This window comes from Patescibacteria group bacterium (genome assembly GCA_023473585.1).
Classification (GTDB): domain Bacteria; phylum Patescibacteriota; class Microgenomatia; order JAMCYU01; family JAMCYU01; genus JAMCYU01.
Map to the genome: position 1 here is coordinate 1 of JAMCYU010000008.1, position 15,302 is coordinate 15,302.

The window sequence follows — 15,302 nt, forward strand, 5'->3', positions numbered from 1 at the left end:
AGGTTCCTGCATTCGCCAAACCATTCCATTGTGAACAATCAACAGCACAAGCAGGCGGAGCCGTTGGCACCGGCGTCGGTCCGGGCGTGGCTGTGCAACAAGAAGGTCCGACGCAGTTGACCACCGGACTTGACCCCGCGGGACATTCACCGGAAAACTCACCGCCGGTGCAAGCCACAACCGAACCACCCTGACAACAGGTTTTATAATCGCCGCCAACCTTACAACCGCTCGCGTCGCATAAACCCGCCTCTAAATAGGGCGTATCCAGACAACTGTCAACCGCTCCACACTTGGAGTAAGAATACTGATATTGGTAATCACATTGTCCAGCTTTAGTTTCGTTTGCTTTGACCTGGCAACTGGCCGCGTAACACCAACCCCATTGGGCCAATGTTCCACAGGCGCTGCTGCAACCTCCGCCGCTTTGTGTACAGCAAACGTTTTGAGGACTGCCCAAAGATGATTGACACTCGCTAACCGGAACATTGGTCCAATTCGTATAGGGACAACTGGGATAACAGCAGTTTAATAAATGACTCTTACAGTAATTAACATCGGTTGAACAAAGACCCGGACCCTCGGGACAACAATCAACAATCGCCTTAACTTCCGGTGGCTGATATAAAAAAAGAGAAAAAAGAAAGAAAAAAAAGAAAAGAAATTTAATTTTCATCTGAGCATTTCTTTCGTCAATTTAACCGGCTTACCGTTTTGGATTAAGGTCACGCCCAAGTTGGCTCCGCCCAGACAGTTGATCCCGCCGCTTAACTCGTCTATTTCGGCGATTTTTTCCGCCTCAAGGACGCTGTCGCCTTCTTTAACTAAAAGTTTGCTCCTGGCCGAGAAAAGATAGCTGGCGTTAAGATTTTTTGCTTGGTTTCTGATAATGATATTCTCAAATTCGGGTGTCTCTCCGGAAAGCTTGCTACCAGCATAAGTAATTTTGCCGGAAATAAGAGCGTAAACAGGGGTCCTTGGGGCGAGGAAAAAAACCAACCGATCGGAGTCGCTGGCCGTCGCCGGCAAGGTTCCTAATAATTCTTTTTTGACCGGTAAGGCAAAAGTTTCCTTAAGCTCGACGGCTTGCAAAGCCGGGGGCGTTGGCGAAGATTGGGCTTTTTGCCAGAGTTTGGCTGATTTGGGGAAGAAAAAATTGAAGCTGATGACAATAACGGTTACAATTAAAACAATCAGGCTAAATGATAAAATTAATCCGCGTTTATTCACCGGCAGTAATACCTCTAAATTTTAGACTACTATAATGTTAGAAGACTGTCAATCCCTCGTTGATTAAAAATTAAGAGAGGCGAAGAAAAAAGTTACTTTATGTAAACGAGGCGACCCTCATTAGTTCTTAAAAAATTCGCAAAAGAAATGTCTGTGGCTTTTTCTCTTAACGAAGACGCCATTATTGTTTGACAATCACTGTCTCCAAAAGCAGATGGAAAAGTTGTTTCACTAATATTGACAAGAGGCGTTTCAAGATTAACCACACCACCATAAGAAGGACCAAGATACTGATCTTTAGTGGGATAATAGATATTTACGCTAATTAATTTGTCAGGGCTGGATAGCTTAATATAATAAGCATCGATCCTTCCTTTACCATTTCCCGACGCAACTTTAGATACCATTCCCCCAAAAGAAGCAAAGATAACCGTATTTGTTTTAAGATTACGAAACGCGAGATATTTTTTTAGACTCGCTCTTTCTAAAACCTGTCCCTCATTCGGCAAAAAGGGAATGGGCAATTTTATTTCTCCCTCTCCCGCCGCCTTAAGAATTGCGCTTTCTGCTTCTTTAGCCGCCCAACCCGTAAATAAAGCTTGGTGTTTTTTAAAATCAATTTCTTTTATTCCTTCTATCAGTTCTACCCTTCCTTTCCCTTCGTTTCCTTTTTCATTCCAATAGGCAATTTTTTTACCGTCAGTATCAAGATAGGTCCAGACTTTCTTTTCCGGGTCGTATTTTTGGGTAAAACCTTCAAGTTTTAAACCTTTAAATTCCGGTATGGGAATAATTTCTTTGGCTTCTCCGGTTTTGGGGTCAACGGTGGCGATCAGTTTTTTGTCTTTGGTCCAATAGCCCATTTGTTCCATGCCAAACCAGCCGGCACCTTTGGTCGCGATGGTGCTGTCGCCCAAATAACCTACATTCCCCTTTGAATCTTTAAAAGTCTCCTGTTTGGCCCAAATAATCCCCGTCACTTCATTTTTCTCATCAAGAGCAAAATAGCCCCAGTTTCCGGCCAGAACCGAATCTTCCAGCCTTTCGCCGCTTAAAGTTCTTATTGAAATCAGCAAATTGCCGTTCGTGTCTCTTTCCGAAACGATAACGCCCGAGAAAGGACGGTTATTTAAAACGTCAATTAAAGGATTTTTAAGATAATAGTCGGCGGCTTTTTGCGCCAGACTCTCTCTTTGGATATCGGGCGTCGGGGTTGGCCGGGGTTCAGGCCCGCCCACCACCGGCGGCAAATTAATAACCACGGCTGTTGGCGTCGGCGGAATCCTTGTCGGGGTCGCATCCGGTTTTAAAGTCGCTGTCGGCGAAGGTAAAGGAGTGGGGGTATCGGGTGTCGGTGTTGATTCCGGTTGGCCTCGATTACAACCTAAACCCGCAAGAGCGGCGAATAACAAACTTCCGCCTAGAAGTTCTCTTCTCCCGAGTTTTTTGTCCGAGTTATTTAAAGCCGAAACCAAAACACCACCGGCAATAATCGCTTCGACTAATGGCTTGGGTAATTTGACTTCATCACGTTCATCAGGAAAGCTGACAAGAACATAGGTCCGGTCAGGACTTATCTTTTCCGCCAAAGGATTACTTTCTCTTTCGAAACTTAGACCCGCTTTTTCAGGTGTCTCCATGATTTCGCTCTCTTTATCCTATAACATTTACGGCTTGCTTGTCAAATCCTGGGTTTTTGATCCGGCGGATATGCTGTATTGCTATTTAAGTAGGCTAACTCAGTTGCTTTTGCTAGATCATCAAGATTATGGCTTCGCGACGTAAACACAGGAAGCATTTCAGCGCTCAGGCCAATGGGAGGCATACGCACCATTCCTATGCAATAAAATTTATCATCCAGGAAATATATAATGACGCTTTTTTTGGCAAAACTCATATGATTACGGTACCTCAACTATAACCAGTGTAACATCTTTTGTTTGCGCGTAATCCTGCATCTCTAAAAGTTCTTTACTTGTTGCTTCAGTGGCTTTTCCAGCTGAAATTCCTATTTCTATGTATCATCAAGATCATATCTTCTTATCTGTGTGATATACTTTACTCAAAATTTCTTCTGCTATATTCTGAGCAGAAAGCGGTGGAAGTAATATTTTTCTCGCGCCATCTATTCCTCTCCACGCCTTTCCTTCTCCCAAATCTGGCTCATTAGGATCATAGGACTCCTGAGGCGATATTTCCACACTTCCGTCTTCGTACCAATCAACCTCCCATAACTTTGCGGCCTTAGCCCAAACTTTTCCGTAATCTCCATCCCATGGCGTCACATCTGTTCTTATTTGGTGTTGAAAATAACGCTCCTTACTTACATCACTTCCTAACCGCGCAGATTCTATGGCCTGTGCTAATTTTTTACCATCTGAAAACTGTACCATATATACAGGTTCTACCTGACGACAAAAACCAAAAGGCTGGATGCGAACCGACCCCACAACATAAAACTGATCGTCTAGGTAGTAGACAGAAACCTCGTGAATATTATCACCCCTTGCTTCAATCATAATTATGGCACCTCACAAATAACCAACGTTACATCTTTACTTTGAGCATAGTTTTGCAATTCCTCCAACTTTTCAATCTGTTCTGGGCTAGCTTTCCCTGCAGGAATACCAATCTCTACATATCTATCTTGAAAATTTTCTTCTTTACAGCTGTTTTAATATCTCCCTGGCAATATCTTTTGTAGAAACGGGTGGAGAGAATGTTTTTTCTGAAATTGTTTTCCATTGCATATCTCCCCTATACATTTTATCGGGGTTTTCAGTATCCATATCAACGCTTCCATCTTCCTTCCACCATAAAGACCATAACTTTAAGGCGTGGTTCCACACCCTGTTTTTTTCTCCATCCCATGGTTTTATTTCTAGATTTGCATGGTCCGGGTCAAAATGAGATTTACTTACTATGTGAGCTGAATCGATTGCTTGAGAGAGTTTTTCAATACTGAAATCTTGTAATTTTATCACAGGGTTAACATGTGCCCAGACAAAAATAGGTGGAAGCTCTACCGAACCAACCACATAAAGAATTCTATTAAATAAGTAAATGGATACATGATGATACGTTTTTTTAATTTCAACCATAGATTATGGCACCTCAACTATAACCAGTGTAACATCTTTTGTTTGCGCGTAATCCTGTAGTTCATAAAGCTTTTCAATCTGTTCTGGGCTAGCTTTCCCTGCAGGAATACCAACTTCTAAATATCTATCTTGAAAATTTTCTTCTTCACAGCTGTTTTAATATCTCCCTAGCAATATCTTTTGTAGAAACGGGTGGAGATAAATGTTTCTTGGCACCCTTTATACTCCTCCAAGCCTTACCTTCTCCCAAATCTGGTTCATTAGGATCGTAGGGTTCATCAAGCGACATGTCCACACTTCCGTCTTCATTCCACCATATTGACCACGATTTTGAAGAATTATTCCAAACTCTTTCATGTTCTCCGTCCCACGGTTTTATTTCTGGGTTTGCATGATCAGGATGAAAGCGTGACTTACTTATCAGTCGAGCCACCCCTATAGCATCCGCAAGTTTATCTCTATTGTGGTTTTTTACTGTAATAATAGGATTTACTTGCCTCCACACAAAAATAGGTGGCATTTCGACCGCCCCCACAACGTAAAACATGTCACTGAAATAATAGACAAGGACAAGGTGGGCTGTTTTTTTTATTGGCTCAGTCATATTTATTATTTTATTATGGCACCTCCACGATGACAAGTGTTACATCTCGACTTTGTGCATAATCTTGTAATTCATGAAGCTTGGCAGTCTGTTCTGGGTTGGTTCTTCCTGCAGGAATACCTAGCTCTAAATACCTGTCCTGAAAATTACGCCCTCTTTCAAAAACCATATCTTTCCATCGTCCATAAGTAAATCCACTAAGTTCATCAATATATTTTCTCACTGTCGAATCAACTTCTCTTATATCTTGATATGATTTTAGTGCTAAGTCAAGCGTCTTCATGCTTGTTGCTGTCATTGCATCAATAACGATATCATCAACTACGGGACAGTTACTACCCAAATTAGCCCTACGCAACTGTTCGTAATCATGTCCACGTGCATCTATTCCTTTTTCGCTCCACAAAGTATCTCTATGTAGTTTAGTTTGCAATTCGTCATGACTCATACTAAACCAATGTGGTCGTTCTTTTGTTTGCTCTTTCTCTGGTCGATTTCCACGCCCACCGTCGCCTGCAGATTTTGATGCAACATCTCATCTTCTAAATAAAAACCAAACGCTTTATCACATCTTGGGGTATGAATATAATGCAGGGACAACTTGAATATCTCCTCTTTCAACACTCTCTTTTAAGGTATTTTGCAGAGCTTTGAAATGAGAATATTGAATAATTGTCTTTAAAGCACTTAAATAAATATTGCCTGTATTTGGAACGACTAGATCGACATTTCTATCAATATTCGCAAAAGCTATGCCTTTTCCATTAATCGTTATGGCCGGACTTTTAATGTCGGGGTTACTGTTTCCCATAAAAACAAGCAGGCTTTTGTTTTTAGCTACAAATTCCCTAAAATATCTTGTGGTGTATCCCATGAATGATTCGTAACCTGCTAAATCCCTTGTTAATTCTGATCTTTTTTGAGCTTCTGCCGAAACTACACTAGTAATATCAATATTCGCATCGGGTCGTTTTTCGGTAATGGTTATCCCTCGATTTAACGCTGATAAATCTAATCTTGCAATTAGATCATCATAAAAGGATTTTCTTGCTTTACCAATCTGCCTGCGTAAAGTAGGATTATCTCTTAATTCTTGGCTTCGTTTATATTGTTTATCATAAGGAATGGTTAAATTATCCCTAATTATTAAGTAGGCTAAGGCATGTAGAATAAAAAACTCACTAAAAGGTGCCCACCAAAGATCTCATTGACTCTATAAAATTAGAGACTTTAATGTCATCTGGAGCTAAAAAATCCCCATATGGAATTTTATCCCAAGATATTAAGAGATTATTGTCTCTATAGACTAACCTTCTTTCTTCTCTACCCTTTTCCCTATAGTTTTGCGCAGGCAAAAGATCTGTTATCGCTCTGTTTGGCTGTGTTTCAGTAATACTCATATATAAACCAAAAATAACTTTAGGGGCTATTATAGCCTATTACATCATTCATATCAAATATTATAGGCTCTAGTTGCAAAAGCTCTCCAGCATTCAAATTAATCATGAATTCGAATCCCACTGGGGCTCTACATTATGAGTTTAACGTTGGGAGGAGATCACGCTGGCTTCTGCTTTTTTATCTGGTCTTTGCGCCAGGCGGCAATTGGGAAATGAAAATATCTGTACTTGGGAGACAATCTTTAAAATTAATTTTTTCTGGCTTAAACCATTTAAAATCTCGATTCTCTTGATTAGCAATTTTGGGTTGTCCTCTAATAATTTGAGTCAAATAACACAAAAGGATACCGTGATAAATCATTTTATCGGTCCTAAAAACATAAGAGGTAAGAAAAGGCGTTTTCGTCAAGATCCTAACTTCCACGCCCAATTCCTCTTTAAGCTCTGTTACCAGCCTTTCTTCGGGATTATCACCGAATTCTAAATGTCCCCCAGGAATGCCCCATTTTCCATCCCAAATCGGAAATTCTTGTTCATTTCTCTGGGTGAGCAGGACTTCGTTATTTTTATTTAGCGACCAAAAGTACGCCATATTCAAAAAAACCCGTTTCAAAACGGGGAAAGACTAGTTTAAAATGACGACTAAAAATCCTTTTTTGTTAAGTTTGTTTTAATTTTTTCTCTATAAAATAAAAAAGCTCTTCCGCATCAAAAAGGGCCTGTTCTGTTTCCTCTTTTGAATAATCAATAATGGCATCAGCCGGATACTTCGTTTCAATGAAATATTCGTTAAGTATTTTACATTGTTTTTCGAATTGCAAAAAATCCCGATCTTTATCCACGCACATTGTCAAAAGCAAAGGAAGAATATGAATTTTAGGAAGAAATTCCAACCCTTTGGCTAAAAGATAGGCTTTAAGAGCCTTCTCGGTTGCTTGATGGCAAAAATAACATGTCGTATCCGTATAACCGCCATGACGATTATTCAAAAATCCCGTATCAAGATCACGCCTGGCTTTTAATAGCCAATCTTCATAATATTTAGATTCGCGAAACTTTTTCTTCACAGAAAAGCTTTGCTTAACCATACAGAACTTTACCTTTTTGGAGAATTTCGCTTATAAAAACATTGCCCCTGTTGATTTCGTACTCTACCTCCGAGGGAGTATAAATCAAAAAATCTACGGGGATATTTTGGGCAGGAAGACATGACCAAGCTTCTGTAGCTCTTTTTCCCAATCTGCTCACTAAAGTTTTTTTGATCAAGAAAAGATCTATGTCATTACTTTGGGTTTTAGAATCAATCATACTACCGAAGAGAATGATCTTTTCCGGCTTGTAGCCCTTTTTAAGAGCAGCTACTATTTGAGGAAGTTTTTTAAGATAATCTTCCTTTCTACTCGCGGAGAAACTTTGCTTCTTTAGCATACTTAATTATCTTAACATATCCGTCAACTTATTTTCGTCAAGTTTCTGCTTTTTTTCTGGTCTTTGTGCCAAGCGGTGATTGAAATTGATATCTTGACTTTAATTCTTTAAACATCTTAAATAAAGATGTGCAAACTACTAAAAAACCCAATATCGAATTAAAAAGACTAGAAAAACTGCTAAACAAGCTTCTTGAGCAAACTGAAATTACGAAGATTGAGGCAAGAAAACTTAACGAAAAAATTGAGGGAACGCGAAACTGGACATGGTTTGAGCTTGAAAAATTTTCAGATAAAATCCTCGACGAGATGGCTTTACTTAGAAACGATGTGGCCAACATAAAAGACGAAATTATAACTGAACTTAAAACGTCAAGAGAGGAATTTGTCGCCCATCAAGGCGCTCACTTCCGCAAACAAGAAACACTTGACGATCACGAAAAAAGAATTGCCAAACTGGAAAATTCTTCTCTTCCTTCTGTTAACCCCACCTAGATTTAAATTGATTTTTATGGATATAAATGTCCCAGTCTTCGCTTTTTGGCCTCTAAATCTTTGGCGGTCATTTTGCTATTTACTTTGATGGGTAACGGTTCGACGTCAACGACAAACCCCGCCTCCCGCAATGCCGCAAGTTTATCGGGATTATGCGTCATCATTCGCAATGGGGCGGTAACATGCAAATTCCTGTAAATATCAACCCCGGCCTGGTAACAACGGTTTTCTCCCTTCATGCCCTGATTCTCAAAAGCCGTTACCGTATCCACGCCTTTTTCCACCATTTCCTTAAGCTGTAAAACCTTGCCCGCCAAACCATTTCCCCTGCCCTCTTGATGCAGCCAAACGATTAACCCTCTGTTGGCATCGGCTATCTTTTTCATCGCTGCTTCTATTTGTTCATGGCAATCGCAGTTGGTAGCGTGAAAAGTTTCTGCCGTCACACAAGACGAATGCAGACGGGTTAATAATGGTTCTTTTGTGGTTATGTCACCTTTGTATAAAACAACGTGTTCTTCATTATCATCTTTTTGCCGATAACTGACTATATGCCATATTCCTGTTTTTGTAGGCAATAATCCCTCGGCAGTTCTTTCAACGATTGATTGGTACTTATTAGGTTCCATAGCTACTCTCCTTTCAATTGGCCTATATTGCTGGCCGATGATCCACCTGTCTAACATATTATCCTTTAAAAATTAATTTTTTGCTAATTTTAGTTCTATCTACATGGAAAGCTGTTCTTTTCTCTCCATGAGTGGTACAAATAAATATTGTTCCAAAAACAACCCCGCACCTTGAGCAGAATAAAGTTTTGTCGTCTTGTCTTGCCAACCCTCATTCCAGCACCTTATCGGGATAAATTTTCCTAAACATCCTGTGGGATAGACCGTCTTTTTGGTAAATTAATAATTTTCCTTTACAGATTATACACTTAACTAAATTGACAGTTGAGATATTACCTCTTGTCTCCCGATATTTGTCTCCTATAAGTTTCATAATTATGAGATTAAGTCCTGCATTTTCCTTTCAGGTTTTACTTTTAATTTCATCTCGTCTCCAGGCGGCAAAGGTACAGGTCGGATAATTACGGCAACCGAAAAAGCTTCTGCCTTTTTTCGTTTTTTTGATGACGATGTTTCCCCCGCACTCGGGGCATTTAAGATCGGTTTTGTTGACAAAATTTTTCGTGAACTTGCACTCCGGAAATTTAGAACAGGCCAAAAACTTGCCAAATTTGCCCAGCCTTATAACCAAAGGCGCCCCGCACTTCTCGCACTTCTCGTCGGTTTCCTCAACCGGAACGGCCACCCTTTTGGCTTTCTCCAAAACCTCGTCCAGTTTTTTTTCAAAAGGAGTATAAAACTCGGAAAGCATCGGCTGCCATTCAACTTCACCGTTGGCAATGGCATCCAAATTATCTTCCATTTTCGCGGTAAAATCGTAATCAACAATTTCCGCAAAGTTCGCGACCAAAAAATCATTGACGGTTGTCCCTAAAACCGTCGGCGCAAATTTTTTGCCCCGCCCGCCTCCTGATGGGTCGGTTTTTTCCACATACTGGCGCTCCTGAATGGTCGAAATAATCGGCGCGTAAGTTGACGGCCGGCCAATCCCCTTTTCCTCCAAAGTTTTAATCAGGGTCGCTTCGGTGTATCTGGCCGGCGGTTCGGTAAAATGCTGGTTGGGCAAAAGTTGAAGGAGCGTTAAAAGCTCACCGATGGTTAAGGCCGGGATTTCATTTCCCGTCCCCTCCTCCTCATCATTATTATTCCCATAAATTTTCTTCCAGCCGTCAAATTTTAAATTACTCCCTGTGGCGCGCAAAAGATAGTTGCCCGCGCTAATTTCCACTTTAGTTTCCTCAAAAACCGCTTCTTTCATTTGACAGGCAACAAACCTTTTCCAAATTAATTCGTAAAGCTTTTCTTCATCCCGACTGATTCCTGATTCCTGATTCCTGATCTCTACTTTCGTCGGTCTGATCGCTTCGTGAGCTTCCTGGGCAACCTTGCTTTTCGTTTTATAAAAACGCGACGCCTCGGGCAAATAATTTGGGCCGTATTCGTGAACGATGAAATCGCGACAAGCCGAAACCGCCAATTGAGCCAAATTTAAAGAATCGGTCCGGTGATAGGTAATTAGGCCCTGCTCGTATAAACTCTGGGCGACCTGCATCGTCCTTTTGCTTGTCCAGCCGAAAAGAACGGCCGCCGCCTGCTGCATCGTCGAGGTCGTAAACGGCGGATAAGGATGCCTTAAAGCATCATTAATTTTGATTTCTTTAACCTGATAGGTTAATTTTTGTAAGTCGGCGACAATTTGCTCGGCCTGCTCTTTATTTTTAATTTCCAATTTTTTCTCGTCTTGACTGACTAAATTAGCCAAGAAAGAGTTTTTAGTAATGGCGCGGGGAGGCACAAAATTTTTGAGGGTTTCATTACGAGCGGCAATAGACTGTTTAACAGTTAGTGCCACATCCGCGAGAGATTTGGAACCCGAAAAAATTTTTGTGCCGACATCAGCGCCAACTTTATCGGATATTAATTCCGCCTGAATCGTCCAATATTCTTCCGCTTTAAAAGCCTGAATTTCCCGTTCCCTTTCCACAATCAAACGAACCGCGACCGATTGCACTCTTCCGGCCGACAAGCCCCGCCTTATCTTTCTCCACAACAAGGGCGACAGTTTATAACCGACCAGCCTGTCTAAAATTCTTCGGGCTTGCTGGGCATCAACCAAATGAAGATCAATTTCCCGGGGATTTTTTAAAGCTTCTTTAATCGCTGACTCTGTGATTTCGTGAAAAACAATACGTTGGTATTTATTGGGAGTCTTGGTATTTATTGGGAGTATTTTGGAAACGTGCCAGGCAATCGCCTCTCCTTCCCGATCAGGGTCGGTCGCCAAAATAACCTGGCCGGCTTTTGGGGCATCTTTGACCAGTTTATCAATCGTTTCTTTTTTCTTGGGAATTAAAGCGTAATCTGGCAAAAAATCATAAGATTGGCCTTCTTTTTTCTTTTTAATTTCGATGCTCAATTTTTGAGAAGGCAGATCGCGAAGATGACCCATGGTCGCTTCGATTTGATAATCGCTGCCCAAGAAGCGACTTAAGGTCTTGGCTTTTGTCGGTGATTCAACAATAATTAAATTCATTTTATAGTCATTAGATTATTTGTTTATTGTGTACACCATTCCGCCCAGATTTTTGACCTTGCCTTTAATTTCCATTAAGGTCAAAAGGCTGGCAATCCTTCCTGCTTCCATACCAGATATTCTAACAAGACTGTCAATATGCAGACGTTCGTTTTCCAAAATCTGCAGAATTTTTTCTTCCTCGGGATTTTCCGGGATAATTTTTTTTGCCTTTTGACTTTTAATTTTTGATTTGATGTCAAGTTCTTCCAGTATATCAGAAACATGATAAACCAATTTCGCCCCTTCTTTAATCAGAATCGAGGAGGCTGCCGAAAGATAACTGGTAATCGGCCCGGGCACGGCAAAAACCTCACGACCCTGGTTCGCCGCATCCCGGGCGGTAATTAAGGCTCCGGAGTCCTCGGCGCCTTCAGTAACGACCACGCCTAAGGAAAGACCGGCGATAATCCGGTTGCGGGCAGGAAAAATACCTTTGGCCACGTATTGTCCGGGCGCCACTTCGGAAACAACCGCACCATGCAAAATTATTTGTTCATAAAGGGCTTTATTCTCCGGTGGATAGACCAAATCGACTCCGCAGCCTAAGACGGCAATCGTCCGGCCGGCGGCCTCAAGAGCGATTTTATGAGCTAAAGAATCAACCCCTCTGGCCAAGCCGGAAACGATGGTCAGGCCCGAGGCGACGAGATCGCGGGTCAAAATTTCGGTCACTTCCCGGCCGTAAGCAGAGATTTTTCTGGTGCCGACAATGGCCACGGCCAGCTCGTCTTCGATTTTGATTTGCCCCTTTATATATAGTACCGGCGGACAATCGCTAATCTGCCGCAATGAATCCGGGTAATTTTTGTCTTTTAGGGTTAAAATCGTGATGCCTTTTTTCTTCACTTCTTCGTAAAAACCTTGGGGGTTAAATTTTTGCCGGAAGATTAAAAATTGAGAAACGAGGTTGGCCCCAAGGCCGGTTTTTAAAAGTGTCTCTTCGTTAGCTTCATAGGCTTTTTGCGCTTTGCCGAAATATTTTAAAAGAAGTTTGAATCTTTGCGGGCCGATGCCGGAGAAAAAATTAAACGCCAACCAAAAAGGCAGGTCTTTTTGCATTAATAACAATTTAACAGGTTATTTTAAATTTGACAAGGCAAATAATGTGCCTTATAATCGGCCAATCCTAATTTCTGTCCGGAAAGGAGAAATAAAAGATGCCAAGTCCTATCGAAGCAAAATCAGTCGTCTTGGTTCTTTTTGGAGTTGACCCCAGAACAGGCAACCGTACGGTTAGTCCGAAAACACGCCAGTGTCCTCAAGGCTGTTTGGGAAATAGAGCGTTTGACCCTGATAAACAATGCTATTCGGGCATGACGAAACGTGGTTTTAATTGCGACGGTAAAGAAATTGTGCCTAATCCTTCTAAAAATATATAAAGTTTTATAAACTGTCCGGAAAGGAAAAATAAATGTCACCACATTTTGAAACGGTTAAGGGCGATAATATCATGCTTTTCCATAATCCAATCTCGCAGGATAAAGAAGGAGCGAGAAGAAGACACGCCGACGCTCAAAACTATGCCAATGAACACCAGGTCGAAGTTGTGGAAGTTGCCGACGGTCGGGGCCAACCTTGTGCTGCGTGCAAGGATATAAGCAATCGTTATCAACCGCAAACTCAAAAATAAAAGATTTTAAGAGAAAGGAAATTTATGCCACCAGCTCTTGAATGTCGTCTTTGTCACTATAGAATTAAAACAACTAAAGAACCGGCAACAGTAAAACAAATGGTAAATCTGCTTACGGCAACCAAAGTCCATGAAGCCGCGGCTGGACATGTAAATAATCAAGAAGAAGAACCCATAAGCCACTGGAATTATTATCCAGAAACACCCAAAACGCCCGCTTTCAATTCCAAAGACGTCGTTGTTATCAACGGTTAAACCATTCTTCCGGCACACTGCAACTTTACTAGCTTTTTATAGAAAAAATTCTACGTCTTGATTATAAAGATTTGAAGGTTTTTTATTTGGGTGACGTTTTAAATATTGAGCAATTAAGTTGAACCCAACTGTATATCCTGCCCACCGAGGAATTTTCTCTTTTTTTGATCCAAAAAACCAAGCCTCATGATTGTAAGACAAATCATTATACTGCCCTTTGGCACGTTTGCTTAGATCTCTTAATTGTTTTTTATCAAGTGCTACATCCCATTTTTCTGGTCTTTTTTTATTTACTTCGATATCAAAATGGTCCGCTAGCCCTTCGTTTATAAGAGCTCCAAATAGTGTCTGTTTTTTTCTATATCTATATTTTCTAATGCAATGGTACAATTCATGAGCGATTATCCTCGGAAGATTTTCTTTTAGACTTTCTTCAAGTTTATTGAATTCAGGATTTATAGAAATCATTATAAGATTTACTGTTGCGGAATATCCGCCTACCCCCAAATGTTGAATTATTCCCTTTGTACCACCGTCATAAAAAATAATATCGACATTATCTATCGGGATAAGTTTAACAATAGAATCTATGGAAGACTTTGAAACCTTTTTTATTGCATGTTCAAAAGGTTTTAATCTGCCACTCGCATGAAGTATTTGAGGTTTGATGTTCATAATTATATTATTAAAAATAGACTTCAGACTTTTTACCTTGTGACGTTTGAGTTTCTAAAAACTTGACAGGCTTCTGTCAGATATTTAAAAGGAATTAAACTTCTATTGATAACGAATAATTTTCCCTAATACAATTTCACTTTCATATCCATAATTAGTTTTAACAGATTTTACTTTTTCGCCTTCTACTATATATCCAAGATTTAGAAAAAACCTCAAGGTTTTAGTCGATGTTTTGCGAATTGATACTTCTATTTTTTCTATTTGTATTTGAGGAGCCATTTTTTCTATCTGAAAAATTAATTTATTTCCAACGTGATTATTTTGATATTCAGGTAATACTCCTATTAATAACAAACCAATGTGTTTTTGAAACTTTAAAGATCTTCTTGTTAGGGTCACCCAACCGATAATTTTTTGATTAATCAGTGCGAAAATCGTAATATTATGTTTCATATTTTCTTCAAGATAGCCCTCTAGATTTTCTTCGTTAAATGGATACATATCGGTTAAATAGTTTAACCCATCGTTCATTAAATTATTGAACAATTCAATTGCAGATGGTTCATCTCCGTGTTGGGCTATTCTAAAAAACAGATTATCCATATTTTTACTTTTTGCATTCATTATTAAGAATTGAAAATAACAAAGAGTCTCTATACGTCTGATTTCTGGGCATCCATATATTGCCCCTTATGTATCCTTCATATTTCATGCCGGTTTTTTGCATCGTCCTTTTTGACGAAATATTACCTGGATCACATGTTGCCCAAATTCTGTGTAATCCCAGGTCTTCAAATCCAAAATTCAACATCGCCGATTGAACCTCTGTGCCTAGTCCATTGCCCCACTCTTCTTTTTTTAGGAAAATTCCCCACTCCGCAGATCGATTCGCCATATTCACTTGAAGGCTTGTATATCCTATTAATTCTTTTGACGTTTTTAACATCACTGCTAATCCGTAATTGGTTCTGGGGGTTCTCTTTTGATTTCCAATAACCCTTAATATAAAAGACTTTGCTTGACCTATCGTAATATATGGTCTCCAAGATACATATTTTGTTACGTCTGGATCAGAAAATATCTTATACAATGCTTCGGCATCGTCTAGAGCAAATTCACGAATAAATAATCGTGGGGTTATTAATACCAGCTCTTTTCTTGTTGGGAATTCGTTTTCAATATTTGTCACTATATTTATTACCACACTACGATATTCTCTCCCCCATACTAACATGTTTAAGAGGGAATATATTTGTTCGAATCAATTTTATTTACCTT

Annotated in this window: 21 protein-coding genes; 4 read left to right on the forward strand and 17 right to left on the reverse strand. The window is 40.1% G+C overall.

Annotated elements, in window-relative coordinates; translation table 11 throughout:
- The 11 genes from M1575_02810 to M1575_02860 all read right to left on the reverse strand — a co-directional run.
- The coding region (locus tag M1575_02810) for a hypothetical protein (GenBank protein MCL5095635.1) at positions 1-676 on the reverse strand (676 nt) is incomplete at its 3' end.
- A complete protein-coding gene (locus M1575_02815) occupies positions 673-1,230 on the reverse strand; it encodes a M23 family metallopeptidase (GenBank protein ID MCL5095636.1) in 558 nt (185 codons plus the stop codon). The genes M1575_02815 and M1575_02810, both read right to left, overlap by 4 nt.
- A 92-nt stretch (positions 1,231-1,322) precedes the next feature.
- A complete protein-coding gene (locus tag M1575_02820) occupies positions 1,323-2,870 on the reverse strand; it encodes a hypothetical protein (protein MCL5095637.1) in 1,548 nt (515 codons plus the stop codon).
- A gap of 390 nt (positions 2,871-3,260) precedes the next feature.
- Complete coding sequence (locus M1575_02825) at positions 3,261-3,749, reverse strand: hypothetical protein (protein ID MCL5095638.1); 489 nt, start codon at positions 3,747-3,749, stop codon at positions 3,261-3,263.
- Positions 3,750-3,893: 144 nt separating this feature from the next.
- Entirely contained in the window at positions 3,894-4,331 is a 438-nt protein-coding gene (locus M1575_02830; protein MCL5095639.1) for a hypothetical protein, read from the reverse strand.
- A gap of 145 nt (positions 4,332-4,476) precedes the next feature.
- The gene (locus M1575_02835; protein MCL5095640.1) at positions 4,477-4,935 is read right to left on the reverse strand and encodes a hypothetical protein; all 459 of its coding nucleotides are present in this window, start codon (positions 4,933-4,935) and stop codon (positions 4,477-4,479) included.
- 13 nt (positions 4,936-4,948) lie between these two features.
- Positions 4,949-5,368 carry a hypothetical protein gene (locus tag M1575_02840; protein ID MCL5095641.1) on the reverse strand — a complete coding sequence of 140 codons (420 nt, stop codon included), beginning with the start codon at positions 5,366-5,368 and terminating at the stop codon, positions 4,949-4,951.
- Positions 5,369-5,500: 132 nt separating this feature from the next.
- The gene (locus M1575_02845; GenBank protein MCL5095642.1) at positions 5,501-5,809 is read right to left on the reverse strand and encodes a hypothetical protein; all 309 of its coding nucleotides are present in this window, start codon (positions 5,807-5,809) and stop codon (positions 5,501-5,503) included.
- A 704-nt stretch (positions 5,810-6,513) separates the two neighbouring features.
- Positions 6,514-6,927 (reverse strand): NUDIX hydrolase, encoded by a 414-nt coding sequence (locus M1575_02850; GenBank protein MCL5095643.1) that lies wholly within the window; start codon positions 6,925-6,927, stop codon positions 6,514-6,516.
- 67 nt (positions 6,928-6,994) lie between these two features.
- Complete coding sequence (locus M1575_02855) at positions 6,995-7,423, reverse strand: HEPN domain-containing protein (GenBank protein MCL5095644.1); 429 nt, start codon at positions 7,421-7,423, stop codon at positions 6,995-6,997.
- Complete coding sequence (locus M1575_02860; GenBank protein MCL5095645.1) at positions 7,416-7,763, reverse strand: nucleotidyltransferase domain-containing protein; 348 nt, start codon at positions 7,761-7,763, stop codon at positions 7,416-7,418. The genes M1575_02855 and M1575_02860 overlap by 8 nt, the downstream gene beginning before the upstream one ends.
- Before the next feature lie 128 nt (positions 7,764-7,891).
- Here M1575_02860 and M1575_02865 point away from each other — a divergent pair, with 128 nt between their 5' ends.
- Positions 7,892-8,257, forward strand: a complete 366-nt coding sequence (locus tag M1575_02865) for a hypothetical protein (protein ID MCL5095646.1) — start codon at positions 7,892-7,894, stop codon at positions 8,255-8,257.
- A 14-nt stretch (positions 8,258-8,271) separates the two neighbouring features.
- On the opposite strand, the gene M1575_02870 is transcribed toward M1575_02865, so the two are convergent.
- The 3 genes from M1575_02870 to dprA form a co-directional block, all read right to left on the reverse strand.
- Positions 8,272-8,943, reverse strand: coding sequence for a GTP cyclohydrolase II (locus M1575_02870; GenBank protein MCL5095647.1), 672 nt, complete (start codon positions 8,941-8,943; stop codon positions 8,272-8,274).
- Between the two features lie 346 nt (positions 8,944-9,289).
- A complete protein-coding gene (gene topA, locus M1575_02875; GenBank protein ID MCL5095648.1) occupies positions 9,290-11,419 on the reverse strand; it encodes a type I DNA topoisomerase in 2,130 nt (709 codons plus the stop codon).
- Positions 11,420-11,434: 15 nt separating this feature from the next.
- Entirely contained in the window at positions 11,435-12,520 is a 1,086-nt protein-coding gene (gene dprA, locus M1575_02880) for a DNA-processing protein DprA (GenBank protein ID MCL5095649.1), read from the reverse strand.
- Between the two features lie 98 nt (positions 12,521-12,618).
- Between dprA and M1575_02885 the strand changes: the two genes are divergently transcribed.
- From M1575_02885 to M1575_02895, 3 genes are read left to right on the forward strand one after another with little or no spacing between them, the layout of a single operon-like run.
- Positions 12,619-12,840, forward strand: coding sequence for a hypothetical protein (locus tag M1575_02885; protein MCL5095650.1), 222 nt, complete (start codon positions 12,619-12,621; stop codon positions 12,838-12,840).
- Between the two features lie 32 nt (positions 12,841-12,872).
- On the forward strand, positions 12,873-13,091 hold the full coding sequence (locus M1575_02890; GenBank protein MCL5095651.1) for a hypothetical protein: 219 nt from the start codon (positions 12,873-12,875) through the stop codon (positions 13,089-13,091).
- Positions 13,092-13,115: 24 nt separating this feature from the next.
- A complete protein-coding gene (locus M1575_02895; protein MCL5095652.1) occupies positions 13,116-13,346 on the forward strand; it encodes a hypothetical protein in 231 nt (76 codons plus the stop codon).
- Between the two features lie 36 nt (positions 13,347-13,382).
- Here M1575_02895 and M1575_02900 read toward each other — a convergent pair whose 3' ends face one another.
- The 3 genes from M1575_02900 to M1575_02910 form a co-directional block, all read right to left on the reverse strand.
- Positions 13,383-14,021 carry a DUF2268 domain-containing protein gene (locus M1575_02900; GenBank protein MCL5095653.1) on the reverse strand — a complete coding sequence of 213 codons (639 nt, stop codon included), beginning with the start codon at positions 14,019-14,021 and terminating at the stop codon, positions 13,383-13,385.
- A gap of 102 nt (positions 14,022-14,123) precedes the next feature.
- Positions 14,124-14,627 (reverse strand): GNAT family N-acetyltransferase, encoded by a 504-nt coding sequence (locus M1575_02905; GenBank protein MCL5095654.1) that lies wholly within the window; start codon positions 14,625-14,627, stop codon positions 14,124-14,126.
- Between the two features lie 4 nt (positions 14,628-14,631).
- The gene (locus M1575_02910; protein ID MCL5095655.1) at positions 14,632-15,258 is read right to left on the reverse strand and encodes a GNAT family N-acetyltransferase; all 627 of its coding nucleotides are present in this window, start codon (positions 15,256-15,258) and stop codon (positions 14,632-14,634) included.
- Positions 15,259-15,302 lie beyond the last annotated feature (44 nt).